This is a genomic window from Burkholderia sp. Se-20373 (genome assembly GCF_017104705.1).
Taxonomy (GTDB): domain Bacteria; phylum Pseudomonadota; class Gammaproteobacteria; order Burkholderiales; family Burkholderiaceae; genus Burkholderia.
On sequence record NZ_JAAGPH010000078.1, the window covers coordinates 1 to 25,448 of the forward strand.

26 protein-coding genes and 1 pseudogene are annotated in these 25,448 nt (G+C 67.9%); 8 read left to right on the top strand and 19 right to left on the bottom strand.

The window, feature by feature from the left end; genetic code table 11:
• Positions 1-121: SMR family transporter (locus G3N96_RS23350; protein ID WP_346778908.1), on the bottom strand; the 121-nt coding region annotated here is incomplete at its 3' end.
• Between G3N96_RS23350 and G3N96_RS23355 the strand changes: the two are divergent.
• From G3N96_RS23355 to G3N96_RS23365, 3 genes and pseudogenes are all read left to right on the top strand, one after another.
• Positions 96-380 (top strand): annotated as a pseudogene (locus G3N96_RS23355) (thiamine-phosphate kinase); the annotation flags it as partial. The gene G3N96_RS23350 and the pseudogene G3N96_RS23355 sit on opposite strands and share 26 nt — an antisense overlap.
• Positions 370-921, top strand: coding sequence for a phosphatidylglycerophosphatase A (locus G3N96_RS23360; protein WP_124576479.1), 552 nt, complete (start codon positions 370-372; stop codon positions 919-921). The pseudogene G3N96_RS23355 and the gene G3N96_RS23360, both read left to right, overlap by 11 nt.
• 31 nt (positions 922-952) lie before the next feature.
• Positions 953-1,453 carry a CinA family protein gene (locus tag G3N96_RS23365; RefSeq protein WP_034186407.1) on the top strand — a complete coding sequence of 167 codons (501 nt, stop codon included), beginning with the start codon at positions 953-955 and terminating at the stop codon, positions 1,451-1,453.
• 38 nt (positions 1,454-1,491) lie between these two features.
• Here G3N96_RS23365 and G3N96_RS23370 read toward each other — a convergent pair whose 3' ends face one another.
• The 18 genes from G3N96_RS23370 to mpl all read right to left on the bottom strand — a co-directional run bounded on the left by G3N96_RS23370 (position 1,492) and on the right by mpl (position 21,371).
• Positions 1,492-2,550, bottom strand: a complete 1,059-nt coding sequence (locus tag G3N96_RS23370) for a haloacid dehalogenase-like hydrolase (protein ID WP_206138617.1) — start codon at positions 2,548-2,550, stop codon at positions 1,492-1,494.
• Positions 2,551-2,771: 221 nt separating this feature from the next.
• Positions 2,772-3,599 (bottom strand): orotidine-5'-phosphate decarboxylase, encoded by an 828-nt coding sequence (pyrF, locus tag G3N96_RS23375; RefSeq protein ID WP_011350899.1) that lies wholly within the window; start codon positions 3,597-3,599, stop codon positions 2,772-2,774.
• Positions 3,600-3,638: 39 nt separating this feature from the next.
• Positions 3,639-4,700: an aldose 1-epimerase gene (locus tag G3N96_RS23380; protein WP_206138618.1), complete on the bottom strand. Its 1,062-nt coding sequence runs from the start codon at positions 4,698-4,700 to the stop codon at positions 3,639-3,641.
• A 49-nt stretch (positions 4,701-4,749) separates the two neighbouring features.
• Positions 4,750-5,556, bottom strand: coding sequence for an SDR family oxidoreductase (locus G3N96_RS23385; RefSeq protein WP_124576475.1), 807 nt, complete (start codon positions 5,554-5,556; stop codon positions 4,750-4,752).
• Between the two features lie 29 nt (positions 5,557-5,585).
• On the bottom strand, positions 5,586-6,602 hold the full coding sequence (gene araH / locus G3N96_RS23390; RefSeq protein WP_011350896.1) for an L-arabinose ABC transporter permease AraH: 1,017 nt from the start codon (positions 6,600-6,602) through the stop codon (positions 5,586-5,588).
• A gap of 70 nt (positions 6,603-6,672) precedes the next feature.
• Complete coding sequence (araG, locus tag G3N96_RS23395; protein WP_206138619.1) at positions 6,673-8,184, bottom strand: L-arabinose ABC transporter ATP-binding protein AraG; 1,512 nt, start codon at positions 8,182-8,184, stop codon at positions 6,673-6,675.
• A gap of 69 nt (positions 8,185-8,253) precedes the next feature.
• Positions 8,254-9,249: an arabinose ABC transporter substrate-binding protein gene (locus G3N96_RS23400; protein WP_069247093.1), complete on the bottom strand. Its 996-nt coding sequence runs from the start codon at positions 9,247-9,249 to the stop codon at positions 8,254-8,256.
• A 111-nt stretch (positions 9,250-9,360) separates the two neighbouring features.
• Complete coding sequence (locus G3N96_RS23405) at positions 9,361-10,140, bottom strand: SDR family oxidoreductase (protein WP_206138631.1); 780 nt, start codon at positions 10,138-10,140, stop codon at positions 9,361-9,363.
• Positions 10,140-10,817 (bottom strand): 2-dehydro-3-deoxy-6-phosphogalactonate aldolase, encoded by a 678-nt coding sequence (locus G3N96_RS23410; protein ID WP_206138620.1) that lies wholly within the window; start codon positions 10,815-10,817, stop codon positions 10,140-10,142. Before G3N96_RS23410 ends, G3N96_RS23405 begins: the two co-directional genes overlap by 1 nt.
• Before the next feature lie 22 nt (positions 10,818-10,839).
• A complete protein-coding gene (locus G3N96_RS23415; protein ID WP_206138621.1) occupies positions 10,840-11,865 on the bottom strand; it encodes a 2-dehydro-3-deoxygalactonokinase in 1,026 nt (341 codons plus the stop codon).
• Positions 11,862-12,761, bottom strand: coding sequence for an IclR family transcriptional regulator (locus tag G3N96_RS23420; RefSeq protein ID WP_124576471.1), 900 nt, complete (start codon positions 12,759-12,761; stop codon positions 11,862-11,864). Before G3N96_RS23420 ends, G3N96_RS23415 begins: the two co-directional genes overlap by 4 nt.
• Positions 12,762-13,108: 347 nt before the next feature.
• On the bottom strand, positions 13,109-13,510 hold the full coding sequence (locus G3N96_RS23425) for an EF-hand domain-containing protein (RefSeq protein WP_206138622.1): 402 nt from the start codon (positions 13,508-13,510) through the stop codon (positions 13,109-13,111).
• A gap of 79 nt (positions 13,511-13,589) precedes the next feature.
• The gene (locus G3N96_RS23430) at positions 13,590-15,200 is read right to left on the bottom strand and encodes a peptidase S10 (RefSeq protein WP_124576469.1); all 1,611 of its coding nucleotides are present in this window, start codon (positions 15,198-15,200) and stop codon (positions 13,590-13,592) included.
• 437 nt (positions 15,201-15,637) lie between these two features.
• A complete protein-coding gene (gene mtgA / locus G3N96_RS23435; RefSeq protein WP_206138623.1) occupies positions 15,638-16,375 on the bottom strand; it encodes a monofunctional biosynthetic peptidoglycan transglycosylase in 738 nt (245 codons plus the stop codon).
• A gap of 13 nt (positions 16,376-16,388) precedes the next feature.
• Complete coding sequence (gene aroE, locus G3N96_RS23440) at positions 16,389-17,255, bottom strand: shikimate dehydrogenase (RefSeq protein WP_206138624.1); 867 nt, start codon at positions 17,253-17,255, stop codon at positions 16,389-16,391.
• On the bottom strand, positions 17,252-19,339 hold the full coding sequence (locus tag G3N96_RS23445) for an RNB domain-containing ribonuclease (RefSeq protein WP_124576466.1): 2,088 nt from the start codon (positions 19,337-19,339) through the stop codon (positions 17,252-17,254). The genes aroE and G3N96_RS23445 overlap by 4 nt, the downstream gene beginning before the upstream one ends.
• An 80-nt stretch (positions 19,340-19,419) precedes the next feature.
• Positions 19,420-19,989, bottom strand: coding sequence for a YqiA/YcfP family alpha/beta fold hydrolase (locus tag G3N96_RS23450; protein WP_206138625.1), 570 nt, complete (start codon positions 19,987-19,989; stop codon positions 19,420-19,422).
• A complete protein-coding gene (gene mpl, locus G3N96_RS23455; RefSeq protein WP_206138626.1) occupies positions 19,986-21,371 on the bottom strand; it encodes a UDP-N-acetylmuramate:L-alanyl-gamma-D-glutamyl-meso-diaminopimelate ligase in 1,386 nt (461 codons plus the stop codon). Before mpl ends, G3N96_RS23450 begins: the two co-directional genes overlap by 4 nt.
• Before the next feature lie 234 nt (positions 21,372-21,605).
• Between mpl and G3N96_RS23460 the strand changes: the two genes are divergently transcribed.
• The 5 genes from G3N96_RS23460 to accC all read left to right on the top strand — a co-directional run bounded on the left by G3N96_RS23460 (position 21,606) and on the right by accC (position 25,448).
• Positions 21,606-22,250, top strand: a complete 645-nt coding sequence (locus G3N96_RS23460; protein ID WP_206138627.1) for a UDP-N-acetylmuramate--alanine ligase — start codon at positions 21,606-21,608, stop codon at positions 22,248-22,250.
• A gap of 7 nt (positions 22,251-22,257) precedes the next feature.
• The gene (locus G3N96_RS23465) at positions 22,258-22,809 is read left to right on the top strand and encodes a TlpA disulfide reductase family protein (RefSeq protein ID WP_206138628.1); all 552 of its coding nucleotides are present in this window, start codon (positions 22,258-22,260) and stop codon (positions 22,807-22,809) included.
• Positions 22,810-23,003: 194 nt separating this feature from the next.
• Positions 23,004-23,456 (top strand): type II 3-dehydroquinate dehydratase, encoded by a 453-nt coding sequence (gene aroQ, locus G3N96_RS23470; RefSeq protein WP_011350880.1) that lies wholly within the window; start codon positions 23,004-23,006, stop codon positions 23,454-23,456.
• Between the two features lie 66 nt (positions 23,457-23,522).
• Positions 23,523-23,996 carry an acetyl-CoA carboxylase biotin carboxyl carrier protein gene (gene accB, locus G3N96_RS23475; RefSeq protein ID WP_046544894.1) on the top strand — a complete coding sequence of 158 codons (474 nt, stop codon included), beginning with the start codon at positions 23,523-23,525 and terminating at the stop codon, positions 23,994-23,996.
• Positions 23,997-24,080: 84 nt separating this feature from the next.
• Positions 24,081-25,448: an acetyl-CoA carboxylase biotin carboxylase subunit gene (accC, locus tag G3N96_RS23480; RefSeq protein ID WP_021161890.1), complete on the top strand. Its 1,368-nt coding sequence runs from the start codon at positions 24,081-24,083 to the stop codon at positions 25,446-25,448.

Here is a 25,448-nt window from a genome sequence, read left to right on the forward strand (position 1 = left end):
CGCTCGCGACGCGCGCAACGGTCAGCGCCTCGCCCATCACCACGATGCCGAATACGAACGCACCGACCGCGCCGATGCCGGTCCACACCGCGTACGCGGTGCCGAGCGGCAACTGGCGCATCGCGACGCTGCCGCCCGACGTGCAGCGCCGCTGCACGCTGGCCGGCGGCGACGATTACGAACTGTGCTTCACCGCGCCGGCGGCAGCCCGCGCGGCGGTCGAGGCGGCCGGCGTAACGGCCGGCGTGGCGGTCACCCGAATCGGTACAATACGCGCGTTGTCCGCGCCGTCGGAGCAGCCCGCGATCGCGTGGCGCGACGACGCCGGCGCGCCCCTCGCTCTCACGTTGCACGGCTTCGACCACTTCCATGCAGACTGACCCGACGCCCGCGCATACCGCGGCCGAGCCCGGCGCCGCATCCGTCGGCAACGCGCCGCGCCGCGCGACCGCGCGCTTCATGCTGTCGCACCCGGCGCACATCGTGTCGCTCGGCTTCGGCAGCGGGCTCGCGCCGATCATGCCCGGCACGTTCGGCTCGCTGTTCGGCTGGCTGACGTTCGTCGTGCTCAACCGCTACCTGACGGTGCCCGAATGGTGGGCGCTGATCGCGGCCGGCTTCGTGGCCGGCGCGTGGCTCACCGGTTTCACCGCGAGGAAGATGGGCTCGGCCGATCCGGGCGCCGTCGTCTGGGACGAGATCGTCGCGATCTGGCTCGTGATGCTGTTCGTCACGCCCGCGACCTTCGTCGGCCAGTTGTGGGCGTTCGTCGCGTTCCGCTTCTTCGACATGCTCAAGCCGCCGCCGATCCGCTATTTCGACCGCCGCCTGAAAGGCGGGCTCGGCATCATGGTCGACGACCTGGTCGCCGCGTTCATGACGCTGCTCGTGATCGCCCTGTGGCGCTCCGTCGTCGGCTGACCGATTTTCCGACTCCCGTTTCCCGACGCGCATGCCAACCGATTCCGTCGTCCATCAGCTTGCGATCCGCGCAGGCAACAAGCTGCGTGACGAGCACCTGACGCTCGCCACCGCCGAATCCTGCACCGGCGGCATGATCGCCGCGGCGATCACCGATATCTCCGGCAGCAGCCAGTGGTTCGAGCGCGGCTTCGTCACGTATTCGAACCAGGCCAAGATCGAGATGATCGGCGTGCCGCCCGACCTGATCGACAAGCACGGCGCCGTCAGCGAGCCGGTCGCGCGCGCGATGGCCGAAGGCGCGCTGCGCAACAGCCGCGCGCAGGTCGCGCTGTCCGTCACCGGGATCGCCGGCCCGGCCGGCGGCAGCGAGAAGAAGCCGGTCGGCACGGTGTCGTTCGGCTGGAGCAACCGGCTGCATACCGACGTCGAGACGCTCGTGTTCAAGGGCGACCGCGAACAGATCCGCACCCAGGCGGCCGCGCATGCGCTGCGCGGGCTGCTGAAGCTGCTCGACGAGCGCGAGGGCTGATCGGGCCGGGGGCGCACGCCGCGCCCCCGCCTGCCCGCTTACTGGATTGCGTCGGGCTTCACGACGATCCAGTTCTTGTCCGCCGTCACCGGCAGGCCGAGCGACTTCTGCCGCGCGGCCGATTCGTCCGACCACGCGCGGATCTGCGCCATCTGCTTGTCCTTCTTGTTCACCCACACGCGCAGGCCGCCGCGCGCGACGTCGGTCGCGTTCAGCAGCATGTAGCCGTCGGACGTCGGCGTGTCGCCCGCGACGAGCACCGGCTTCTTCCACTGGTCGATCCAGCCGACGATCGAGCCGAGCTTGCCTTCGTACCACGTCATCGGGTTCATCAGGAACGGCGTGATCACCAGATTGCGGTTCGCGGCCTCGTCGTACCGGCCGGCCTTGATCTGCAGCCTCGAGGTGGTCAGCGCGCCGGTCGCCGGGTTGCGCAGCAGCGTCGTCACGCCGATCACATTCTGCGGCTTCACGTTGTAGCCGTACTTCGGGTCGGACAGCACGAGCCGCGCGAGCTCCTCATGCGCGGCCGTCATCACGTAAACCTCGATCCCGTTCTCGCGCAGCGCGTTGTACAGCTCCTGCATCCCGCGGAAGAAACGCGGCGGGTTCACCGTGCCGTCGACCACCTTGTCGCCCTGCCAGTAGCGGATCGGGATCGGCTGGCCGTCGGCGAGCATCGCGTCGACGTGGCGCTTCAGGTCGGCCAGCGACTGCCCGGCGAACGCCTGCGCGATCCACGGGTAGCAGACCAGGTCGTCGATCTCGCACAGCCGGTAGTAATAGCTCGTCAGCGATTCCCGGTAGTCGGCGGAATCCTTGAACGGGATCAGCTTCAGCGACGGGTCGAGCGTGTCGCGCGTCAGCACGCCGCGACGCTCGAGGTACGGCAGCAGCGACTCCTCGAGGTCGTAGCGGTAAGTCGTGTTGTCGGCGTCGAACACCGCGTAGTCGCCGCGGTGTGCGTGTGCGGCGATCATCTCGTTCAGCGCCTTCGCGCTATCGGCCGGCCAGTGAGAGAGATCCGCCGCATGGGCGAAGCTCACGCACAACGATGCGGCAAGCGCGCTCAGAAGACGTCGGGACAGCGTGGGCATGGCGTCGCTCCTTTCTTGACATTTTCGTGACGGATCGATGACAAGCGGCAGCATCGCGCGATTGGCGCGCGGGAATGCGGTGCGGAAGCGACAGGAAATTGTTCGCGTGCGCCAGTGCGGGCCGCGCGGGCGAAGGAGCGGAAAAACGGCAGGAAAGCGACGGGCTCGCGCGTGGGAGCCCGCCGGAACCGGCTGCCCGGACGGGCAACCGGCGCAACCCATCAACGATGCGCGTTGATCGTGTCGCGCGTCTTCTGCGCGGCGAGCGCCGCGGCTTCGGCGAAATCCTCGCCCTTGCTCGCGTACAGGATCGCGCGCGACGAGTTGATCATCATGCCGGTACCGTCGGCCGTGCGGCCCGCGTTGACGGTCGCCTGCACGTCGCCGCCCTGCGCGCCGATGCCGGGAATCAGCAGCGGCATGTCGCCGACGATCCCGCGCACGATCTCGATTTCCTTCGGGAACGTCGCGCCGACCACGAGGCCGAGCTGGCCGTTCTTCGCGTTCCACTTGTTCGCCGCGAGGTCGGCGACGACCTGGTACAGCGGCCGACCGTTCGTGTCGAGGAACTGCAGGTCGGAGCCGCCCGGGTTCGACGTGCGGCACAGCACGATCACGCCCTTGCCTTCGTGCTCGAAGTACGGCTCGACCGAGTCGTAGCCCATGTACGGGTTCACCGTGACGGCATCCGCGCGGTAGCGCTCGAACGCTTCGCGCGCGTACTGCTCGGCCGTGCTGCCGATGTCGCCGCGCTTCGCGTCGAGGATCACCGGCAGGCCCGGATGCTGGAGGTGGATGTGCGCGATCAGCCGCTCGAGCTGGTCTTCCGCGCGATGCGCGGCGAAGTAGGCGATCTGCGGCTTGAACGCGCTCGCGTATTGCGCGGTCGCGTCGACGATCTGCCGGCAGAATTCGAAGATCGCATCGGGCTGGCCGTCGAACTGCACGGGAAAGCGCGACGGCTCGGGATCGAGGCCGACGCACAGCAGCGAATTGGTGCGCTGCCACGCGGCGCGCAGCGATTCGATGAAAGTAAGCGGGGAAGACATGGCGGGTACTCGCGGCAAACCGTTGGTAGACCGCGTATTTTACCCGCGTCGCCGGCGCGCCTCGCGCGAAGCCGCATTGCCGCGCGCATCGGCGCGCTCGACGGTGAACGCGAAACGCCGCGTGAGCCGCTCGCCGGGCGCGAGCAGCGTCATCCCGTGCGCGGTCGCGCCGCCCGGCAGGTTCACCGCATTGATCGGATGATCGACCGGCTCGAAGCAGAAGAAATCCTCGCCGGGCGGCGTATAGAGCACGTACGCGTCGGCGTCGGCCGCCACCGTCAGCGACAACCCGCGGCGCGGCCAGCTCACCGTCGCGTGGCCGCCCCAGCCGGTGAACGCATGATTGACGAGCGTGGCCGGCAGCGGATACGCGACGCCGAACTGCCAGGCCGGCGGCACGCTCACGTGCCGCACCGGCAGGAAATCCGCGCCCGACAGCCACAGCCCGCCGGCAGCCGCGGCCAGTTCGGTCGCGGTATCGCGCACGAGGAACGGATGCACGCCGAGCCCGAACGGCAGCCGCGCGCGCCCCGCGTTCTCGATCGTCAGCGCGATCGACAGCGTCGCGTCGTCGAGCTCGAACGCCTGGATCGCGCGGAACGCATACGGCGCGCCGCCGGTGCGGTCGAGCGACAGTTGCAGCGACGTGCCGGTCGCATCGTCCACCTGCCACGGCGCGAGCCAGCCGTCGCCGTGGATCGGCAGCGGCTCGTCGCGGCGATTGCGCGGCACCGCGACCTTACGCCCGTCGCACTCGAAGCGCCCGTCGCCGATCCGGTTCGAGTAAGGCAGCAGCGGATAGCACGCGAGCTCGTTCGGGTCCGTCGCCGTCTCCGGGTGCTCGCAGCGGCGGAACACCGGCATCAGCGCGCCGTTGTCGCCGCGCCAGTCGAAGCGCGCGATGCCGCCGCCGAGATGCGGCAGCACGTCGAGCCGCAGCAACGCATTCGACAGCGTGACGGCCGCCGCATGCGCGGCGCCGACGCCCTGCGCAAAGGCTGCTGTCTGCGGGCCGGGGCTGACCGGCTGCGCGGCGGCGGCCAGGCGCGCGCGGCGCGACTGGCTGGTGGACGACGATGCGCTCGAGGACGTGGCGGTCATGGTGAACTCCTTTCCTTCGTCGAAGAAACGATGCGGGTCGTGCGAACGGTCAGGCCCAGCCGCCGTCGACGATCACGTCCTGCGCGGTGATCATCCGGCTGTCGTCGGCCGCGAGGAACAGCGCCATCCGCGCGAGATCGGCGGGCAGCAGCTCGGCATCGAGGCACTGGCCGGCCTTGATCGCCGCGCGGCCCGCATCGTCGAGCCACAGCCGGCGCTGCTTGTCGGTCATCACCCAGCCGGGCACCAGCGAATTCACGCGGATGCCGAACGGGCCGAGATCGCGCGCGAGCCCGCGCGTCAGCCCCTGCACGGCCGCCTTCGCCATCACGTAGACGGGATAGCCGCCGTTCTTCAGCATCCAGCTGATCGAGCCGAGATTGATGATCGCGCCGCCGCGCTGCTGCTTCATGTCGTCGATCACCGCCTGCGCGGCGAAGAACTGGTGACGCAGGTTCACCGCGATGCCCGCGTCGAACGATTCGGGCGTCACGTCGCCGATCGCGTGGCGCGTGTCGTTCGCCGCGTTGTTCACGAGCACCGCGATCGCGCCGATGCGCGCGCGGATCGCGTCGATCGCATGGCGCAGCGCGTCGATGTCGGTCAGGTCGCACTGGAGGAACAGCGGCGCATGGCGTACGTGCGCGAGGCGCTCCGCGAGCGCGGTGCCGGCGGCCGCGTCGAGGTCGACGAACGCGACGCGCGCGCCCTGTTCGGCGAAGTGCTCGACGAACGCCGCGCCGATGCCGGTCGCGCCGCCCGTGATCAGCACCGCGCGATCCTCGAGGCTCGGATACCGTGCATAGCGCGCGTGGCTCGCGGTGTGCGGGTCGTGCGCGGAAGTGTCGATGGTCATGCGGTTGGTCTCCGTGAGAGCGGATCGGGTCAGTCGCGGACGCCGCGGTTCTTCAACTGGTCGAGCAGCACGGCCGCGAGCAGGATCGCGCCGCGCACGAGGTACTGGTAGAACGCGTCGATGTTCAGCAGGTTCATCACGTTCTCGACGGTGCCCATGATCAGCACGCCGATCACGACGCCCGAGATCGTCGCGCGGCCGCCCATCAGCGACACGCCGCCGAGCACGCATGCGGAGATCACGTTCAGCTCGAAGCCCTGCGCGGCATTCGGCTGGCCCGACGTGATGCGCGAGGCGAGGATCACGCCCGCGAGCGCCGTCACCGCGCCCTGGATCAGGAAGATGTACACGCGCGTGCGCTCGACGTTGATCCCCGCGAGCCGCGAGGCTTCCGGGTTGCCGCCGATCGCGAGCGTGTTGCGGCCATAGACCGTCTGGTTCAGCAGCACGCCGAACGCGATGAAGCACAGCAGCGTGACCCAGATCGGCAGCGACACGCCGAACAGCGACAGCCCGCCGAGCGCGATGAAGGTATCCGACGACACGCCGACCGCCTGCCCTTTCGACACGATGAAGCCGAGCCCGCGCACGATCTCCATCGTCGCGAGCGTCGTGATCAGCGCGTTGATGCGCAGGTACGCGATCACCGCGCCGTTCACGAAGCCGATCGCGGCGCCGGCCGCGACCGCCGCGATGATCGCGACGAACGTGTTGTCGGTCGCGTTCAGCACCATCGCGCACAGCACGCCCGAGAACGCGACGGTCGAGCCGATCGACAGGTCGAAGTCGCGGGACGCGAGACAGAACATCATCGTGCACGCGACCATCCCGATCTGCGAGATCGACAACGCGAGGCCGAGCATGTTGTCGATCGAGAAGAAGTGATCGACGGTCAGCGACATCGTGATGAACATCACCGCGAAGATCGCGATCAGGCTGTATTCGGTCAGATGCTGCCACCACTTCTGGCGGTCGCTCTGCTGCGGCACCAGCGCGTCGGCCGACGGCTTCACGGCGGCGCTGCCAAGGTTTTCGTTGACTTGCATGATTGAGTCTCCTGCTCCTGCATCGCACGGCCCGCGCCGTGCATGTCCGATTCGATTGTCGTGTGCTGCGTCAGGCCGCCTCGACGGCGCTCGTCTGCGGCAGCGCCAGGCTCAGCACCGCGTGCTCGTTCGCCTGCTCGCGCGGCAGTTCGCCCGCGATCCGGCCTTCGCGCATCACGACGATGCGGTCGGACACGCCGAGCACTTCCGGCAGCTCCGACGACACCATCACGATCGCGCAGCCGCGCTCCGCGAGCCGGTAGATCACGTCGTAGATCTCGTGCTTCGCGCCGACGTCGATCCCGCGCGTCGGCTCGTCGAGGATCACGACCTTCAGGTCGGGCTCCGCGAGCCAGCGCGACAGGATCGCCTTCTGCTGGTTGCCGCCCGACAGGAAGCGGATCTTCTGGCGCCGGTTCGGCGTCTTGATCTTGAGCCGCTGGATGAAACGGTCGGCCGTTTCGCTTTCGGCCTTGCGGTTGATGAAGAGCCCCGCGCGCAACGAATGGCGGCGGCAGCTGATGTTGATGTTCTCCGCGACCGACGCGATCGCGATGATCCCCTCTTCCTTGCGGTCCTCGGGACACAGCACGATGCCGTGGCGGATCGCGTCGCCGGTGCGCTTCACGTCGATGCGCGCGCCGTCGAGCGTCAGCACGCCCGCGCGCCGGTGATCCGCGCCGTACACGAGCCGCATCAGCTCGCTGCGGCCCGCGCCGACGAGCCCGAAGAAACCGACGATCTCGCCCGCGCGCACCGAGAAGCTCGCGGGTTCGCGCAACGCCGGGCCGTCGATGCCTTCGGCAGAGAACCGCACGTCGCCGAGCGTGCGCGGCGCGTAATGGTAGATATCCGAAATCTCGCGCCCGACCATCTCGGCGACGAGCCGTTCGCGCGGCACGTCGGCCAGCGATTCGTGCGACGCGATCTTGCGCCCGTCGCGAAAGATCGTGCAGGCGTCGCACAGCCGGTAGATCTCGTCCATCCGGTGCGAGATGTAGATCAGCGCGCGGCCCTGCGCACGCAGGTCGTCGACGAGCTTGAACAGCACTTCGGTCTCGCGATGCGACAGCGAGCTGGTCGGTTCGTCGAGCGCGATCACGCGCGCATTGCGCATCAGCGCCTTGCAGATCTCGACCATCTGCCGCTGCGCGATCGACAGCCGCCCGAGTTTCGCATCGGGATCGAGGTCGACGCCCATCGCGGCGAGCCGTTCGCGCACGAAACGCTTCGCCTCGCGCTTCCTCACCCAGCCGAACGCATTCGGCAGGCGGCCGAGCAGCAGGTTTTCCGCGACCGTCAGGTCGGGCACGTACTGCAGCTCCTGGTGAATCACCGCGATGCCGGCCGCGATCGACGCGGCCGCACTCGCGAACTGCACGGGCTGGCCGTCGACCAGCACGCTGCCCGCATCGGGCTGGTATTCGCCGCCGAGAATCTTCAGCAGCGTCGACTTGCCCGCGCCGTTCTCGCCCATCAGGCCATGCACCTCGCCCGCATGCACGTCGAACGAGATGCCGTCGAGTGCGCGCACGCCGGGAAAGACCTTGCCGATATTGTCAAAACGCAGTGCCGCTGACACGTCGTCTCCCTACTCTTGCAGATCCATCGATCGCCGGCTGCCGCGTGGCCGCCGCAGCCGGCAAGCCGCTTACTTCGACGCGAGCCCCATCTCGTCGCGCACCTTCGACACGTTGTCGCGCGTTGCGAGCATGCCGGTCGTCAGCGTCAGCGCCGGCGGTGCCTTGCCCTGCGTGATCCACGTGTACATCAGGTCCGAGGTTTCCTCGCCGTGGCGCTTCGGGCTGATGATCACGGTGCCGTAGAAGCCCGTCGGCTGCGGCTTCTTGAACTCGTTCAGCGCCGAATCGGAGCCGCCGATGCCGATGCCGATCATGTTGTCCGCCTTGAAGCCGCGCCCTTCCGCCGCGCGCACCGCGCCGAGCACGGCTTCGTCGTTCAGGCCGTACGCCACCCAGTGCTTGAACTGCGGGTTCTTCGTGAGCGCGATGTTCGCCGCGTTGAAGGCGTTCTCGGTGTCGGTCTTCGCCTGCGGCGCCGCGATCACGTTCGCCTTCGGGAAGCCGGCGGCCACCAGCGCGTCGGTCGCGCCGCTGGTGCGGTCATGCGCGGTCGGCAGCTGCTCGTAGGTGATGTCGATCGCGCCGACGTCCTTCATGTCCCAGCCGCGCTTCTTGATCTCGGCCGCGATGCCGTCGCCGACCTGCTTGCCGATGTTGTACGCGGAGATCCCCATGTGCGGGACCGCCTCGATCGGCTTGCCCGCGCCGTCGACGAGGCGGTCGTCCACCGTCATCATCTTCAGGTTGTGCGACTTCGCCTTCGCGACGATGCCCGGCCCAAGCTTCACGTCGGGCGTGCAGATGATGAAGCCCTGCGCCTTCTGCGCGGACAGGTTGTCGATCGCGCTCATCACCTTTTCGCCGGACGGCGCGCCGATCTTCACGAGCGTGAAGCCCTTCTGCTTCGCCGCGATCTCGGCGAACTTCCACTCGTCCTGGAACCACGGCTCCTCCGGCTGCTTCACGAGGAAGCCGATCTTGACCGGATCGGCCGCGTGCACGACGGGGCTCCCGATCACCACCGCGGCCGCGGCCGCCAGCGTTACGAACGTTCTGCGTTTCATCTCCAGTGTCTCCTTGTTTTCATCGAACAGGATGCAGCCGCTTGTTGGTTTCGACGCAGCGTGCGCGCGGCCGTCGCACGTGCGGTCTTTCGAATCGTTACGTCAATCGTGTCAGTCGTGATACAGCGCCGCGCGCCCGCCATCGACGGTGATGCACGCGGCATTGATGAACGGCGCCTCGTCGGACGCCAGGAACACGGCCGTCATCGCGACCTCCTCCGGCCTGCCGATCCGCTTCATCGGCTGCAGCGCGAGCGTGTCGGCGCGCGCGGCTGCCGGGTCGGGTTGTGCATCCCACCAGTCGCGCGTGAGCTGCGTCTCGATGTAACCCGGCGCGATCGCGTTCACGCGCACGTTGCGCGCCGCGTATTCGATGCCGAGCGCACGCGTGAGGCCCAGCACGCCATGCTTCGCGACCGGGTACGGAAAGCAGCCCGGGATGATCCTGAACGCGTGCGTCGACGCGATGTTCACGATGCTGCCGCGGCCGCGTTCGACCATCCCCTCCAGCGCCGCGCGGCAGCCGTGCCACACGCCGTCGAGGTCGACCGCGAAGCAGCGCCGCCAGTCGTCGTCGGTCATCGTCAGCGGATCGGCGAACACGTTGATGCCCGCGTTGTTCACCAGCACGTCGAGCGGGCCGAACGCCGCCTCGGTCTGCGCGAGTGCGTCGCGCACCGCGTCCTGCCGCGCGACGTCCGCCTGCAGCGGCAGCACGCGCGCACCGGCGATCTCCTGCGCAATCGCAGGGGCCGTGCGCTGCGCCTGCGGAAAGTCGAGATCGACGAGCGCGACGGCGGCCCCCTCGCGAACGAACGCGCGGGCGATCGCGGCGCCGATGCCCCGGCCCGCGCCCGTCACCATCGCGACCTTGTCCGCGAGGCGGCCCATCATGCGGCTCCGCCGCGCGCCGCGAGCAAGCCGGCCTGGAACGCGCGCGCGTTCGCCGCGGTCGCGTCGGCCGACTGGCCGGGGCGGTACAGCGCCGAGCCGAGCCCGAAACCGTTCGCGCCGGCATTGAGGAACGGCGCCATGTTGTCGGGCGAGATGCCGCCGACCGGGATCAGCGGCACCGCGCGGTCGATCACCGCGCGCCACGCCTTCACGACCGGCACGCCGAGCTGCTCCGCGGGGAACATCTTCAGCACGTCGGCGCCGTTCGCGAGCGCCGCAAAGGCTTCGGTCGGCGTCGCCACGCCCGGCGCGCTCGCGAGGCCGCGCTCGCGAGCGCGGCGGATCACCGCCGCGTCGCTGTGCGGCATCACGATCAGCGCGCCGCCCGCGTCCTGCACGCGGTCGACATACTCGGCGCGCAGCACGGTCCCCGCGCCGACGATCGCGTCGTCGGGCAGCGCACGCCGCAGCGCGGCGATGCTGTCGAACGGATCGGGCGAATTGAGCGGCACCTCGACGATCCGGAAGCCGGCTTCATAGAGCGCACGGCCGTGGTCGGCCGCTTCGACGGGCGTGATCCCGCGCATGATCGCGATCAGCGGACACACGTCGAACGCACGCATCAGCGCGGCGTGGGGCGCGTAGGGTGCGGGCAAGGTCAGGTCGGACGGCATCGAAGGTTCCTCGGCAATCAGTTCATTGGTCGGCGCAGACGGGCTCGCCATCCGCGCGCACGAGCCCGGCGCGCGACGCGATCCGCCACAGGCCGCGGTCGGTCGCATGCGCGATCACGCGGGCGTGCGGATGGCCGAATTCCTGGAGCGCGTCCGCGTAGCGCGCGCACAAGCCGTCGTCGCCGATCAGCAGCAGCGGCTGGTCCGCGAGCGCGATGCCGCGCTCCGCGAGCATCGCGTCGAGCGCGTTGAGCTCATGGCCGATCAGCAGCCCGGACAGGTAGTCGCCCTGCGCATCGGGCGCGAGCCGGTCGGTCAGGCCCAGCGTGCGCGTGCTGAAGATCGTCGCGAGCAGCCCCGTGTGCTGCGCGCCGCGCGCGACCGAGACGCCGCGCACGAACGCCGCGCGATCGGGCGACGCGCCGGCGCGCATCGTGCGGCCGAGGATCGTGTGGTCGCGCAGCACCGCGAACAGCTCGCCCGTCATGAAGGTCTGGAAGCGCTCGATCAGCCCGTCCCTCACCCACGCCCATTTCGCATGCGTGCCCGGCAGGCCGATCAGTACCCCTGAACGATCGGCGCCAAGCGTGGGATCGCTCGCGAGCGCACCGAATATCTGCGTTTCTTCACCGCGCATCACGTCGGGCAGTTCACCCGTGGCGATGACGCCCGGCACGATCGAGATCGTCGTGCCGCGTGCCGTCGTCACCGTAATGAGGCCCGCGACGAGCGCGTCGGCGCCGGCCGGCACCGCGACGTACGGCGCCTCGCGCCAGCCCTGCGCGCTGCCGACCATTCCGGCGGCGAGCACCGGCAGGCCCGGCGAGCGGTCGAGCCAGTCGCCGCACGCTTCCTCGAACACGGCGTCGAACGCGCGCGCGCCGCCGCCCGGCACATGCATCACGCCCGCCGCACGGCTGCGCGTGTCGATGAGCGCGCCGTGCGCGTCGTACAGGTAAGCGCGCAGCGACGTCGTGCCCCAGTCGAGCGCGATCAGCGACGGGGTGGCGGAGCTGGCATCCGGAACGGACCGGGTCGAAGTCGTCATCGTTTGATCCTGCGGGTACCCTGCGGCGGGCTCCAGCCCAGTTCCGCGGAAATGGCTCGCGCTTCGCGCTGCACGAGCGGAATCAGTTCGTCCATCCGGTCGTGCGGCATGTACGGAATCGTGCTCGCGACCGACACCGCCGCGACGATCGCGCCCGAGGCATCGCGGATCGGCGCCGCCACGCAGCGGATCGACGCCTCGTTCTCCTCGAGATCGAACGTATAGCCGCCGGCCGCGTAATGCGCCATGCGCTGCAGGAACGCGCTCGTCTCGGGCCGGTTGTCCGGCTTGAAATTGACGCCGGCAAGCGCCCGCCGGGCGGCCTCGAACAGCGCGCGCCACGTGTCCGGATCGGTGTCGAGCATCATCGCCTTGCCGATGCCGGTCGACGCGAGCGGCATCCGGTGGCCGACGCGCGAGCGCATCTCGAGGCCGCGCGTGCCGGGAATCTTGTCGATGTACAGCACGTCGTCGCCGTCGCGCACGCCGAGATGGATCGTGTCGAGCGTCGCTTCCGCGAGGGCTTCGAGGTGCGGGCGCGCCACCGCGGTGAGCGGCATCTGCTCGAGCGCGATCGTGCCGAGTTCGATCAGCTTCGGGCCGAGCAGGTAGCCGCCTTGCACCTGGCGCAGGTAGCGCGCCTGCACGAGGCTGCTGACGAGGCGATGCGTGGTGCTGCGCGTCGTACCGAGCGCCGCGCCGATCGCGCGCATGTCGCGCGCGCCGTTGGCGATCGCCTCGAGAATCGCGAGGCCGCGCAGCAACGTCTGCGTGCCGGCCTGCTGCGCGGCGAGATCGAGCGGCGTGCTTGTCGCACCGATGCTGTCGGTCAGCGACGTATCGTCCGGCGTCGCACGCCGGGTGTCGAGGGCAAGGGTGTCGGGCATCTTGGTCATGGGGCGGGCTTCTTCAACGGAACCGGTGAAGCCGTTCGCACGATGCCGGCATGGCGCGCGGCGTCGCGACGAGGCGGCGGTCGATGCACCGAATAAAGCGCCCGGCGAACTTCATGGAAGGTGTCTCCGTGTGCGTCGGGCGCCGCGCGATGCGTGGGTCCGAAGCTGTGATGTGCTTCGGATTGTAGGAGCGCACGCACTCGTCTCCAATATTTGAGTGCGTTGCCCAGATAATGAGAATTCGGCGTGAATCCGCCCGTCTTCGACATAACGGCGGCTTCATGTGCACGGGGGCGGAACCCGCCTTGCAGCAGGTTCCGCCCCCGTTGGTTCACCGCGTGCCGCGCTTACTGCTGGCTGGTCGTGCTGCGTGCCTGCATGTAGCGCTGGACGTCCGCGAACGACACGCGGCCGTTGCCGCCCGAGTCGATCTGCCGGAAGTGGTTTGCGACATAGCCGAGGCCGGCCGCGCGTGCCTGCGATTCGGTGATCGAACCCGTGTTCTGCGCGTCGGCCGCGCTGAACTGCCGCGCGAGCTTGCGCACCACCTGCGCATGCAGCGCGGCGCCCGTCGTCTGCGTACCGGCGGTCGGCTTGCGCGCGGCCGGCGGCACGTACGGATCTCCGAGCTGCGCCTGGCGCGCACGCACCGGTGCGGCGGCGTCGCTCGCCTGCGCGAACGCGGATACGGATGCTGCGGCGCCGACACAGGCGAGCGCCGCGGCAACGACGATGAAACGATTCTTCATATCAGGCTCCAGTCTGGAATGAGGTCGTCGACGGCAGGCGCGGCGCCACTGCGGCGCGCGTCGCCTGCCTGGCGCAGCATCAGTGCGCGGCCGCGTTGTAGAAGGTCACGAGGTCGGCTTTCTCCTGCGGACGCGACGTATCGTCGAGATAGACCATGTGTCCGCCCTGATAGTCCTTGATCGTCAGGTTCGGTTGCGTCCCGAGCCGCGCGAGGTCGAGCTCGGTCTGGTAGAACGGCGTCGCGATGTCGTGATACCCGTTCAGCGACAACACCTTCAGTTGCGGATTCAGCGACAGCGCCGCGGCGAGATCGGGGATCGTGTCCGGCATCGCGAGGCCGTCGTGCGTCCAGTCCCACGTGTTGATCGCATTGCTGCTCACCGAGTAGGCCGACTGCGCGGTGTACTTCAGTTCGTTCGGCAGGTACTTGCCGATCGTGTCGGTGAACGGCTTCGTGATGAACGAGCTCGACGGATCGCCGTCGGCCGCCAGCGGGCTCGACACCGGCACGTTCACGCGCGCGTCGTAGCGGCCGATCAGCGTGCCCGGGATCAGCGACAGCTGGAAGCTGTTGTCGAAGAAAGTCGGGATCACGTTGAAGTCCGCATTCCACAGCGACTGCTTCACGCCGGTCGAATTCACCATCGTCGTGACGAGGGTCGGCGGCGGCGGCGTATGGCTCGCCAGGTACGCGTTCACGGCCGGCGCGTAGCTGCCGGCCGTCAGCAGGCGCATCTGGTCCGCATACTGCGGCAGGCTCGACGGGTTCGGGTTGTCGAGCTGGTAGTACGCGCCGACCGTGCCATACGACGGCACGAAACCCGCGCAACTCACCGGGCTCGACCCGTTGTTCGAGTTGCCGATGTAGTCGCTCGCCATGTCGCAGTTCACGTTGTAGTTCAGGATCGACGACTGCAGCACGATGCCGTCGAGCTTCACGCCGGCCGTCTCGAGCAGGTTCGCGAGCACGTCGGTGCGCGGCGTGCCGTACGACTCGCCGAACAGGTATTTCGGCGAATCGTTGCGCTGGTTCACGCTGATGTAGCGCGTCACGAAATCGCGGAACGCGCCGCCGTCCTGGTCGACGCCCCAGAACGTCTGGTTCGTGTTCGGCGCGATCGCTTCCGAGAAGCCGGTGCCGATCGCATCCACGAACACGAGGTCGGTCGTGTCGAGCAGGCTTTCCTGGTTGTCGACGAACGGGAACGTCGACGTATTCGCGTTGGGGTCGCCCGTCTGGATCCGGCGCGGGCCGAACGAGCCGAGGTGCAGCCACACCGATGCCGAGCCGGGGCCGCCGTTGTACAGGAACGTGACGGGCCGCTTCGCCGCGGGCTGGTTGTCGGCCGTATAGGCGACATAGAAGAACGATGCTTCGGGCGCGCCGGTCTGCGGATTGCGCGCGACGAGGTGGCCGGCCGTGGCCGTGTAGCGGATCGTCTTGCCGTTGAGGGTGATCTGGTGATGCGTGACGGCGGCCTTTTCGACCGCGGCGGAGGCGTCGAGCGACGCGTTCGCGCTCGACGAATAACTGTTCGGATCGTTGTACGCCCTGTCCACCTGACTGGCGGGATCGGCTGAATTGTCGGCGCTGGCAGCAGAAGACGATGTCACGTCGTCGTTGCAGGCCGTCAGGATCAGCGAAGAAAACACCACTCCCAACAACAGCTTCGCTTTGCTTGCTGGCATCGTTGCTTTCCTTCTCTCGGATGTTTTTTGTGTCGAGCAGCCGGGTAAGCCACCCCCCGCCTCGATTGGGGCCGATAGGCCGAGGCGCTGGCCAATATACGCGAGGCCGTCAGCTTTGAAAAATTTTGAAATATTTGGCTGGCGGCCGGTGCGGCGCACACCTTTCAGGAATGCTTCGGTTCGCGAAACATTGCATTTCACCTGCCTTTCACGGACTTTCGCGTTTATCTGGAGAAACTAAAAATCTCCGAATTTCGTGCCATATCGGGCAACAAAATCACACGACGCCCGGCATTGCTCAGCAAAACGAAATAGACGGATTCGTCTAAAGGATGTGGCCCGAAATGATCGCGACATGAATGCGCTGCAGCGCACAAACGGCCCATGACGGGCGCACCGGCGACGAAACGGTCAATGCGACGGCGCGAGCGCGCCGTTCACTCCGATTGCGGCAGCGCGGCCGCCCCCATCCGGCGCGCGATGACCGCCGCGCGCTGCGCCTGGTACGCCGAGCCGCGATGCGCGTCGAACCAGCGCGGCTTCGGCAGCATCACCGCGAGACGCGCCGATTGCCACGCGCCGAGCCGGCTTGCGGGAATCTTGTAGTAGTAGCGGGCGGCCGCTTCGGCGCCGTACACGCCGCGCCCCCACTCGACGGAATTCAGGTAGATCTCGAAGATCCGCTCCTTGTCGAGCACCGTTTCGAGCATCCACGTGATGATGAGCTCCTGCCCCTTGCGGATGTAGCTCTTCTCGCGCGACAGGAACAGGTTGCGTGCGAGCTGCTGCGTGATCGTCGAGCCGCCCGCGACGATCCGGCCGCGCGCCTTGTTCTTCTCCCACGCCTGCAGGATCGCGTCGACGTCGTAGCCGTTGTTGGTCGCGAAGGTCGAATCTTCCGACGCGATCAGCGCGCGCTTCAGGTTGCGCGAGATCTGGTCGTACGGCACCCATTGATGCTGGATCTGCGCAGGCGGCTTTTCGCGCGACAGCCACCACGCGTCGGTGCGCATGAACGCGGTCGAGCCCGGGTTCACGAACGACCACAGTGCGATCTGCGCAAGATAGAACAGCTGCGTCGCGAGCCACGCGCCCGCGAACACCGATCCCGCATAGACGATCCAGCGGGTCGGGCTCACCGTCCGCGTGGGCTGCGTGCCGCTCACCGCCACCACGTGCGCGCTCCGCTCAGCTCGCCGCGAGCGCCTGGCGCAGCGCGGCCAGCACCGGCGCGCCGTCGGGCCGCACACCGCGCCAGATGAAGAACGATTCGGCCGCCTGCTCGACGAGCATGCCGAGCCCATCGGCCGTGCGTGCGCCGAGCGACGCCGCATGCTGCATGAACACCGTCGGCTGCGCGCCGTACATCATGTCGTACGCGAGCGTGCCCGCACCGAACGCGGCCGCATCACACTCCGGCAGCGCGGCATCGAGGCTGCCGGCCGTCGCGTTGATCACCACGTCGTACGGCTCCGCGCGCACGACGTCGGGGCCACCGCCCGCGAGCGTGCAGCCCGCATCGTGCGCGGCCTGCATGAACTGGCCGACGAGCGCTTCGGCCTTGCTCGCGGTGCGGTTCACGATTCCGATCGACAGCGGCGCGCGATCGAGCAGCGGCAGCACGACCCCGCGCGCCGCGCCGCCGGCGCCGAGCAGCAGGATGCGTGCGCCCGCCAGCGACACGCCGAGATTCGCTTCGATGTCGCGCACGAGGCCGACACCGTCGGTGTTGTCGCCGTGGATGCGGCCGTCGGCGTCGATGCGCAGCGTATTCACGGCCCCCGCCGCCGCCGCGCGCGGCGACAGCGTGTCGGCGAGCGCATGCGCGTCGAGCTTGAACGGCACCGTCACGTTCGCGCCGCGACCGCCTTCGGCGACGAAGACGCGCACGGCCGCGTCGAAACCGTCGAGCGGCGCGAGCCGGTGCGTGTATTCGACCGGCTCGCCCGTTTGCGCGGCGAATTGCGCGTGGATGAACGGCGACTTGCTGTGCGCCACCGGGTTGCCGAACACCACATAGCGGTCGGCGCCGCTCGTCGACGCAATCGCGGTCATGATGCGCGCCCCTCTTCGCCGGCGTTGCCGTTCGCGGCTTCCCCGCCTTCACCGGCCGCCGCGCCATCCGCTTCCGCCAGTGCTTCGGCTTCGGTTTCTGCTGTTGCGTCCTCGGTGTCGATCAGTGTGTCGTCGCCGCCTTCGGCGTCATCCTCTTCCTCCGCCGCGTCGCCGCTCGTCACGGTCGGTGCGTCGAGCACGTTCAGCAACCGCACCGACGCCTCGATCGTCAGCTCGTCGAGCGCCATCACGTCGAGCAGCACGCGCGTACCGCGCGCATGCACGCCGAGCCCCGGCACGTGCAACAGCAGCGGAATTTCCTCGAGGCGCACGAGGTCGCCCTTCACGACGCTCGCGACGACCTGCTTCTTCTGTTCCTGCGCGAGCCAGCGCAGGCACCAGAAATATTCCATCCGGCGCTGGTAGTCGGCGTAGGCCGTATAGGTGTCGTCGAAGCCCTGCACGACCGCGTACAGGTCGGCGTCCTTCGGCTTGAACGGCGCGGCGAGCTTCGCGGTGACGCCATGCTGCACGCACGCGAGCAGTTGCCACTGGTTCACGAGGTCGACGTAACGGCGCAGCGGCGACGTGCTCCACGCGTACTGCGCGACGCCGAGGCCTTCGTGCGGCGCGGCCGTCGTCTGCATCCGCGTGCGCTTCGGGCCCGGCGCGCCGAAGCCGCGCTGCGAACGATAGATGCCCGGCACCGTGTGGTCGTGCAGGAAGGCGCCCCAGGTCGAGTTCGCGAGGATCGCAAGCTCCGACACGATCAGGTCGAGCGGCGACCCGCGGCGGCGCGGCGTGATCGACACGTGCTCGCCGTCGACGTAGAAGTTGTAATCGGTGTTGCGCTGCACCTCGCGCTTCAGGCCGTAGCCCGCGCGCGCGACCTGGCGCTTCTCGAACAGCGCCTGCGCGAGCGGCCACAGCACGGCGATGTCGTCCTTGTGCGGATACTCGCCGGTGCCGGCCGCGAGCGTCTCTTCGTTGACGAGCTCGTCGAGGTGGTTGTGCCGCAGGTTGCTCTTCACGAACACGAGCTCGGCGCGCGTCTCGTTCGCGACGATCTCCTGGGTTTCGCGATTGACGATGATGTACAGCGACAGCGCCGGACGGTAATCGCCTTCCTTCAGCGTGAACACGTCGACGACGTCGTCCGGCAGCATCGTGATCTTGTCGCCCGGCATGTAGACGGTCGACAGGCGGGTGCGCGCGATCGCGTCGACCGGGTCGCCGCGCACGATGCCGAGCGCCGGCGCGGCGATGTGCACGCCGATCCGCACGCGGCCGTCGGCCAGGTGCTCGACCGAGAACGCGTCGTCGATTTCGGTCGTCGTGATGTCGTCGATCGAGAACGCCTGGACGTCCGCGCGCGGCAGGTCATCCGGCAGCGGGCCGACCGTGACGGCCGGGAAGCCCGTGCCGTGCGGGAAGAATTCCGCGAGGAAGCGCGCCTCGTGCAGCGCACGCGGCGACGCGATGCCGCCGCAGTCGAGCATCAACCGCGCCGGCGACACGCCGCGCGCACCGGCCGCGGCTTCCATCGCCTTGTATTCGATCGCGTTCTTGTCCGGCCGCGTCAGCAGCCCGAGCACCTTGCCCGCGAACGCCTCCGGCAGCTTGCCGGCCTTCAGTTCCTCTTCATACTGCACCTGGACAAGCGCCTGCTGGCGCTTGCGCTCGAGCGACGCGAGCGCCATCTTGAGCTGCTCTTCCGGCGCGCGCTGGTACTGGCCGCGCCCCTTGCGGCGGAAGTAGACGGGCGAGCCGTGCAGGCGCAACACGAGCGCCGCGCGCTCGACCGGGCCGTACGACGCGCCGAAGTATTCCGCGGCCAGCGCCGTATAGGCGAACTCGTCGGCCGGCGCGCATTCCCACAGGAAATCCAGATCGATCTGCTGCGCGGCCGTGTCGGCCTCCTGCATCAGTTCGCTTGCGGCCGGCTTGTCGAATTCGATCAGCACGTCTTTCGCGCGCACCTTCGCCCGCCGCCCGCCGGGCAACTCGACCTGAAACGCGTCGCCCTGGCGCGACAGCACGCTGCCCGCCTTGAAACTGCCCGATTCCTCGAAGAAAACGTTCACTCAGTACTCTCGTTCAGACTGCCGGGCGCCGCGTCGGCGGCGCCGCATGATGATGGGAATTCGATCGGCACATGGCCGGTTTAAGACGTCTTTCCGTCGCAAAACGCGAGAACGTCGTCGACATAATCGGCAAATTCGCTGATCCCGTGATCGCTGCCTTCGATCACGCGCGTCTTCGCGCCCGGGTAATGCGCGAGCATCTCGCGGTAATCGAGCACTTCGTCGCCGGTCGCCGCGAACAGATAGTAGCGTTCGGCACGCGTGATCGCCGGCACGCGCAGCGCATCGAGCTCCTGCAGGTGACGGCGCTCGACGACGATCGTGCCGCCGCCGTGGTACAGCGGCTGTTCGCCGAGATGCTGCTCGAGATCGCGCTGCGGCACGATGGCCGGATTCAGCAGCACGGCCTTCCAGCCGTGCTTTTCGGCCAGCCACGTCGCGTAATAGCCGCCGAGCGAACTGCCGATGACGGTCACGTCGCGCGCACCGGCCACCTCGGCTTCCGCCACCGCGATCGCTTCGAGCGGGGACACCGACAGTGACGGGCACCGCCACTCGTCGATACGGCCGAGTTCGGCCATGCGCGCGGCGAGCTGGCGCGACTTCTGCGATTCCGGCGACGACCGGAAGCCGTGCAGGTACAGGATCACGTGCGGCTCCCGAGCGCATCGAGCAGCTTCTGGTGCACGCCGCCGAAGCCGCCGTTGCTCATCACGAGCACGTGGTCGCCCGGGCGGGCCGCGGCGACGACGGACTTCACCAGCAGCTGCAGATCGTCGAATGCGTGCGCCTTCTCGCCGAGCGGCGCCAGCGCTTCGGCCAGGTTCCAGCCGAGCGCGTCGCGTCCGATCGGCGCGCCGTAGCCGAATACGAGATCGGCGTCGGCCAGGCTCGCCGGCAATTGCGACTTCATCACGCCGAGCTTCATCGTGTTCGAACGCGGCTCGAGCACCGCGAGGATGCGGGCATTCTGACGGCCGATGCGGGCACGAAGGCCGGCGATCGTGGTGTCGATCGCGGTCGGATGGTGCGCGAAGTCGTCGTAGACGGTCACGCCGTCCACGCTGCCGCGCACTTCCATCCGGCGCTTCACGTTGCGGAACGACGCGAGGGACTCGGCCGCCTGCGCGGGCGGCACACCAACGTGGCGCGCGGCCGCGATCGCCGCGAGCGCGTTCATCCGGTTGTGATCGCCCTGCACCTGCCACGCGACTTCGCCGACGCGTTCCGCGTGCGAATACACCGCGAAGCGCTCGTCGACCGGCACGCCGTCCTCGGCCGGCAGCGCCTGCCAGCCGCCGTCGACGCCGAAGCGCTCGACCTCGCTCCAGCAGCCGCGCGCCAGCACGCGCTCGAGCGCATCCGAGCGGCCGTTCGTGACGATCCGGCCGATACCGGGCACGGTACGCACGAGATGGTGGAATTGCGTCTCGATCGCGGCGAGATCCGGGAAGATGTCGGCGTGATCGAATTCGAGGTTGTTCAGCACCGCGGTGCGCGGCCGGTAGTGGACGAACTTCGAGCGCTTGTCGAAGAACGCCGTGTCGTATTCGTCGGCCTCGATCACGAAGAAGCTCGAATCGGTGAGCCGCGCCGACACGCCGAAGTTCAGCGGCACGCCGCCGATCAGGAAGCCCGGGTTCAGGCCCGCGTCTTCCAGCAGCCACGCGAGCATCGACGACGTGGTCGTCTTGCCGTGCGTCCCCGCGACCGCGAGCACCCATTTGCCGGCCAGCACGTGCTCGCCGAGCCACTGCGGGCCCGACACGTACGGCAGGCCGCGATCCAGGATCGCCTCCATCAGCGGATTGCCGCGCGTGACGACGTTGCCGATCACGAACAGGTCCGGTTTCAGGTCGATCTGCTCGGCGTCGTAGCCCTCGATCAGCGTGATGCCCTGCGCCTCGAGCTGCGTGCTCATCGGCGGATAGACGCCCGCGTCGCAACCCGTCACCGTGTGGCCCGCCTCGCGCGCGAGTACGGCGAGACCGCCCATGAAGGTGCCGCAGATGCCAAGAATGTGGATGTGCATAGATGAATGCTTTCGCGCCGCCGGGCGCCGTCGATTCGGAAAGGATGCGTGTGCGGCGCGGCGGGCAGGCCGTGCGGCCGGCGACCGGCCAACGGCTTTTGCCGCGACACAAAGAACAGTATTGTAACTGACGGCCTGCCGTGCCCGGCGGCCCGAACGCTGCGCGCGAACGGTGCCGGCAGGCCGCCGCACCCGCGCTCGGGCCCTGCGGCGATCGAGTATGATTGCCGGATCATGTCTCGTAAAACCCTTCTCGACCCGCGGCGCGTCCGCGAGGAAATCGCCCAGTCCGCCGCGCGCCTGATCGCGGAGGACGGCCTGGACTATGCCGGCGCAAAGCGCAAGGCCGCGCGCCAGTTGCTGGGCGATACGCGCGTTGCCGGCGAATGGCTGCCGGATAACGACCAGATCGAGGAAGAACTGCGCGAGTACCTCGCCCTGTTCCAGAGCGACACGCAGCCGGACGAACTGCGCCGCCTGCGCGAAATCGCGCTCGACTGGATGCGCCGGCTCGCCGAGTTCCATCCTTATGTGACGGGCGCCGTGCTGAACGGCACCGCGAACGCACATTCGGATATTCATTTGCAGGCATTCACCGACAATCCGAAGGACGTCGCGATCTACCTGCTGAACCAGAACGTCCAGTACGACGTCTCCGAGACGCGGCACTTCGCGGGCCGCGCCGACGTCGAGACGCTCAGTTTCCTGTGGCGCCCGCGGCGCGACGTCGATGCGATCGGCATCCACCTCGCGCTCTATGCGAGCGACGACCTGCGCGGCGCGGTCAAGGCCGACGCGCGCGGCCGGGTCGCCCGTGCGGATGCCGCCGCGCTGCGCGCGCTCGTCGAAGCAGGCAAGCCCCCTTCCGAACCGGAATGATTCAACGATGATGATGAAACGCATGTTGGCGCTCGCGGTGGTCGCGGCCGCCGCCGTTGCCGGCGGGCTCGCCGCCGGCCATTGGTTCCGCGGCCCCGCCGACGACGGGGTCGCCGTCGCCGCGCCCGCCGCACACGGCAGCCCGGTCGAACAGTTGTGGGCGGCGTCGCTGACGGGCACCGACGGCAAGCCGGCCACGTTGTCCGCGTTCAAGGGCCACAAGGTCGTCGTCAATTTCTGGGCGTCATGGTGCGGTCCGTGCGTCGAGGAGATGCCGGAGCTCGTCGCGCTGTCGCACCAATACAAGCAGAAGGGCATCCGTTTCATCGGGATCGGCGTCGATTCCGAACAGAACGTGAAGAACTTTCTGCAGAAGGTGAAGGTCGATTACCCGGTATTTGTCAGCGGATATGCGGGCGCCGATCTGGCCCGTAATTTCGGAAATACGGCCGGCGCGCTGCCGTTTACGGTCGTCATCGACGAAACCGGCAAGATTCGCGAGACAAAATTGGGACAAATCCAGCCGGCCGAGCTGAAAAAGACGCTCGACGCGCTGTAACCTGCCTGAACGGCGGCGCGCACGTTGGCGGCAATTTGCCCGTCGATCGCCGCAATTTCGCGTGAATTCGCCGGCACTTTGGATGCGCGCCGGTAATTCTTGCAGATCGCGCGCGCTCGGCCGTTCGGCAAAACTAGACAAATTTCTCTAAATAGCGCTAAAGTTCGCGCAATTCCGCAGAAATAGAAGCGACCATGACACGATTGCTGGTGCTGCACGGCCCCAACCTGAACCTTCTCGGCACCCGGGAACCGGAGGTGTACGGCCGCGTCACGCTCGCACAGATCGATCAGGCGCTTGCCGCGCGTGCCCGGGAAGCCGGCGCCGAACTGTCGTCGTTCCAGAGCAACCATGAAGGCGCGCTGGTCGACCGCATCCAGGCCGCGCGGGAGGAACAGACCGATTTCATCCTGATCAATCCGGCCGCGTACACGCACACGAGTGTCGCGATCCGGGACGCGATCGCCGGCGTTGGCATCCCGTTCGTCGAGGTTCACTTGTCGAACGTGCATCGCCGCGAAGCGTTCAGGCACCACTCCTACTTTTCCGACCAGGCCGAAGGCGTGATCTGCGGGCTCGGCTGGAAAGGTTATCTGTACGCGCTCGAGTACGCGCTGGACAAGCTGCAAGGCACGTCGCGCGGCTGATTTCGCGATCTAGATTCAGCGCCGGCCCCTAACCGGCGCTTTCACGTATTGAAAGGGGAATTCCCGATGGATCTTCGTAAGCTGAAAACTCTGATCGACCTCGTTTCCGAATCCGGCATCTCCGAGCTGGAAGTGACGGAAGGCGAAGGCAAGGTGCGCATCGTCAAGAACGCGCCCCCGGTCTATGTGCAGCCGACGGCTGGGTATGCCCCGCAAGTCAGCGCGCCCGCCCCGTCGGCCGCGCTGCCGACCGAAGGCGCTGCCGCGCCGGCCGCAGGCGGCGCGGCCGCTCCGGCTGTCCCGCAGGGCCACGTCGTGACGTCGCCGATGGTCGGCACGTTCTATCGCGCACCGTCGCCGGGCGCGGACCCGTTCGTCCAGGTGGGCGATACGGTCAAGGAAGGCCAGACGATCTGCATCATCGAAGCGATGAAGCTGCTCAACGAGATCGAGTCGGACAAGGCCGGCGTGATCAAGGAAATCCTCGTCGAGAACGGCCAGGCTGTCGAATACGGCCAGCCGCTTTTCGTGATCGGCTAAGTCCGCCGCGCGGCCTGCGGGCCGCGCGCCGCCGATGCCCGCCAGGCGCCGTTCGCGCGCCCCTCGAAGAGACGAATACTCGCTATGTTTGAAAAAATCCTCATTGCCAACCGCGGTGAAATCGCGCTGCGCATCCAGCGTGCGTGCCGTGAGCTCGGCGTCAAGACGGTGGTCGTCTACTCGGAAGCCGACAAGGAAGCCAAGTACGTGCGCCTCGCGGACGAAGCCGTCTGTATCGGCCCGGCCCCGTCGAACCTGAGCTACCTGAACATGCCGGCGCTGATCAGCGCCGCGGAAGTCACCGATGCCGAGGCGATCCACCCCGGCTACGGCTTCCTGTCGGAGAACGCCGATTTCGCGGAACGTGTCGAGCAGTCGGGCTTCACGTTCATCGGCCCGCGCCCGGAAACGATCCGCATGATGGGTGACAAGGTCACCGCGAAGCAGACGATGATCAAGACCGGCGTGCCGTGCGTGCCGGGCTCGGAAGGCGCGTTGCCGGACGATCCGAAGGAGATCGTCAAGATTGCGCGCGCGATCGGCTATCCGGTCATCATCAAGGCGGCAGGCGGCGGTGGCGGGCGCGGGATGCGCGTCGTGCACACCGAGGCCGCGCTCGTCAACGCGGTCAACATGACCCGCGAGGAAGCCGGCCGTGCGTTCGGCAACCCGCAGGTGTACATGGAGAAGTTCCTCGAGAACCCGCGCCACATCGAAATCCAGGTGCTGTCCGACGCGTACAAGAACGCGATCTGGCTCGGCGAGCGCGATTGCTCGATGCAGCGCCGCCACCAGAAGGTGATCGAGGAAGCGCCGGCACCCGGCATTCCGCGCCGCCTGATCGATCGCATCGGCGACCGCTGCGCGGACGCCTGCAAGAAGATGGGCTACCTCGGTGCGGGCACGTTCGAATTCCTGTATGAAAACGGCGAGTTCTACTTCATCGAGATGAACACGCGCGTGCAGGTCGAGCACCCGGTATCGGAGCTGATCACGGGCGTCGACATCGTGCAGGAACAGATCCGCATCGCGGCCGGCGAGAAGCTCACGCTGCGCCAGCGCGACATCCAGTTCCGCGGGCACGCGATCGAATGTCGGATCAACGCGGAAGATCCGTTCAAGTTCACGCCGTCGCCGGGCCGGATCACGTCGTGGCATACGCCGGGCGGCCCCGGCGTGCGCGTCGATTCGCACGCCTACAATGGCTATTTCGTGCCGCCGAACTATGATTCGATGATCGGCAAGCTGATCACCTACGGCGCGACGCGCGAGCAGGCGATCAGCCGGATGCGCATCGCACTGTCGGAAATGGTCGTCGAAGGCATCCAGACCAACATCCCGCTGCACCGCGAGCTGATGATCGACTCGAAGTTCGTCGAAGGCGGCACCAGCATCCACTACCTCGAAAACCGGCTCGCCCAGAAGCAGCAGGTCGCACCGGAAGAAGCGTAA

Coding starts and splice junctions, on each gene's coding strand:
- G3N96_RS23385 (WP_124576475.1), bottom strand. CDS start 5,556: ATGACCATCGACACTTCCGCGCACGACCCGCACACCGCGAGCCACGCG.
- G3N96_RS23465 (WP_206138628.1), top strand. CDS start 22,258: ATGATGATGAAACGCATGTTGGCGCTCGCGGTGGTCGCGGCCGCCGCC.
- G3N96_RS23380 (WP_206138618.1), bottom strand. CDS start 4,700: ATGACCGCCACGTCCTCGAGCGCATCGTCGTCCACCAGCCAGTCGCGC.
- pyrF (WP_011350899.1), bottom strand. CDS start 3,599: ATGTCTTCCCCGCTTACTTTCATCGAATCGCTGCGCGCCGCGTGGCAG.
- accC (WP_021161890.1), top strand. CDS start 24,081: ATGTTTGAAAAAATCCTCATTGCCAACCGCGGTGAAATCGCGCTGCGC.
- aroQ (WP_011350880.1), top strand. CDS start 23,004: ATGACACGATTGCTGGTGCTGCACGGCCCCAACCTGAACCTTCTCGGC.
- accB (WP_046544894.1), top strand. CDS start 23,523: ATGGATCTTCGTAAGCTGAAAACTCTGATCGACCTCGTTTCCGAATCC.
- G3N96_RS23400 (WP_069247093.1), bottom strand. CDS start 9,249: ATGAAACGCAGAACGTTCGTAACGCTGGCGGCCGCGGCCGCGGTGGTG.
- G3N96_RS23410 (WP_206138620.1), bottom strand. CDS start 10,817: ATGCCGTCCGACCTGACCTTGCCCGCACCCTACGCGCCCCACGCCGCG.
- G3N96_RS23460 (WP_206138627.1), top strand. CDS start 21,606: ATGTCTCGTAAAACCCTTCTCGACCCGCGGCGCGTCCGCGAGGAAATC.
- G3N96_RS23425 (WP_206138622.1), bottom strand. CDS start 13,510: ATGAAGAATCGTTTCATCGTCGTTGCCGCGGCGCTCGCCTGTGTCGGC.
- G3N96_RS23365 (WP_034186407.1), top strand. CDS start 953: ATGCCAACCGATTCCGTCGTCCATCAGCTTGCGATCCGCGCAGGCAAC.
- G3N96_RS23420 (WP_124576471.1), bottom strand. CDS start 12,761: ATGACCAAGATGCCCGACACCCTTGCCCTCGACACCCGGCGTGCGACG.
- aroE (WP_206138624.1), bottom strand. CDS start 17,255: ATGACCGCGATTGCGTCGACGAGCGGCGCCGACCGCTATGTGGTGTTC.
- G3N96_RS23405 (WP_206138631.1), bottom strand. CDS start 10,140: ATGGGCCGCCTCGCGGACAAGGTCGCGATGGTGACGGGCGCGGGCCGG.
- G3N96_RS23430 (WP_124576469.1), bottom strand. CDS start 15,200: ATGCCAGCAAGCAAAGCGAAGCTGTTGTTGGGAGTGGTGTTTTCTTCG.
- G3N96_RS23415 (WP_206138621.1), bottom strand. CDS start 11,865: ATGACGACTTCGACCCGGTCCGTTCCGGATGCCAGCTCCGCCACCCCG.
- G3N96_RS23370 (WP_206138617.1), bottom strand. CDS start 2,550: ATGCCCACGCTGTCCCGACGTCTTCTGAGCGCGCTTGCCGCATCGTTG.
- araH (WP_011350896.1), bottom strand. CDS start 6,602: ATGCAAGTCAACGAAAACCTTGGCAGCGCCGCCGTGAAGCCGTCGGCC.
- mpl (WP_206138626.1), bottom strand. CDS start 21,371: ATGCACATCCACATTCTTGGCATCTGCGGCACCTTCATGGGCGGTCTC.
- G3N96_RS23360 (WP_124576479.1), top strand. CDS start 370: ATGCAGACTGACCCGACGCCCGCGCATACCGCGGCCGAGCCCGGCGCC.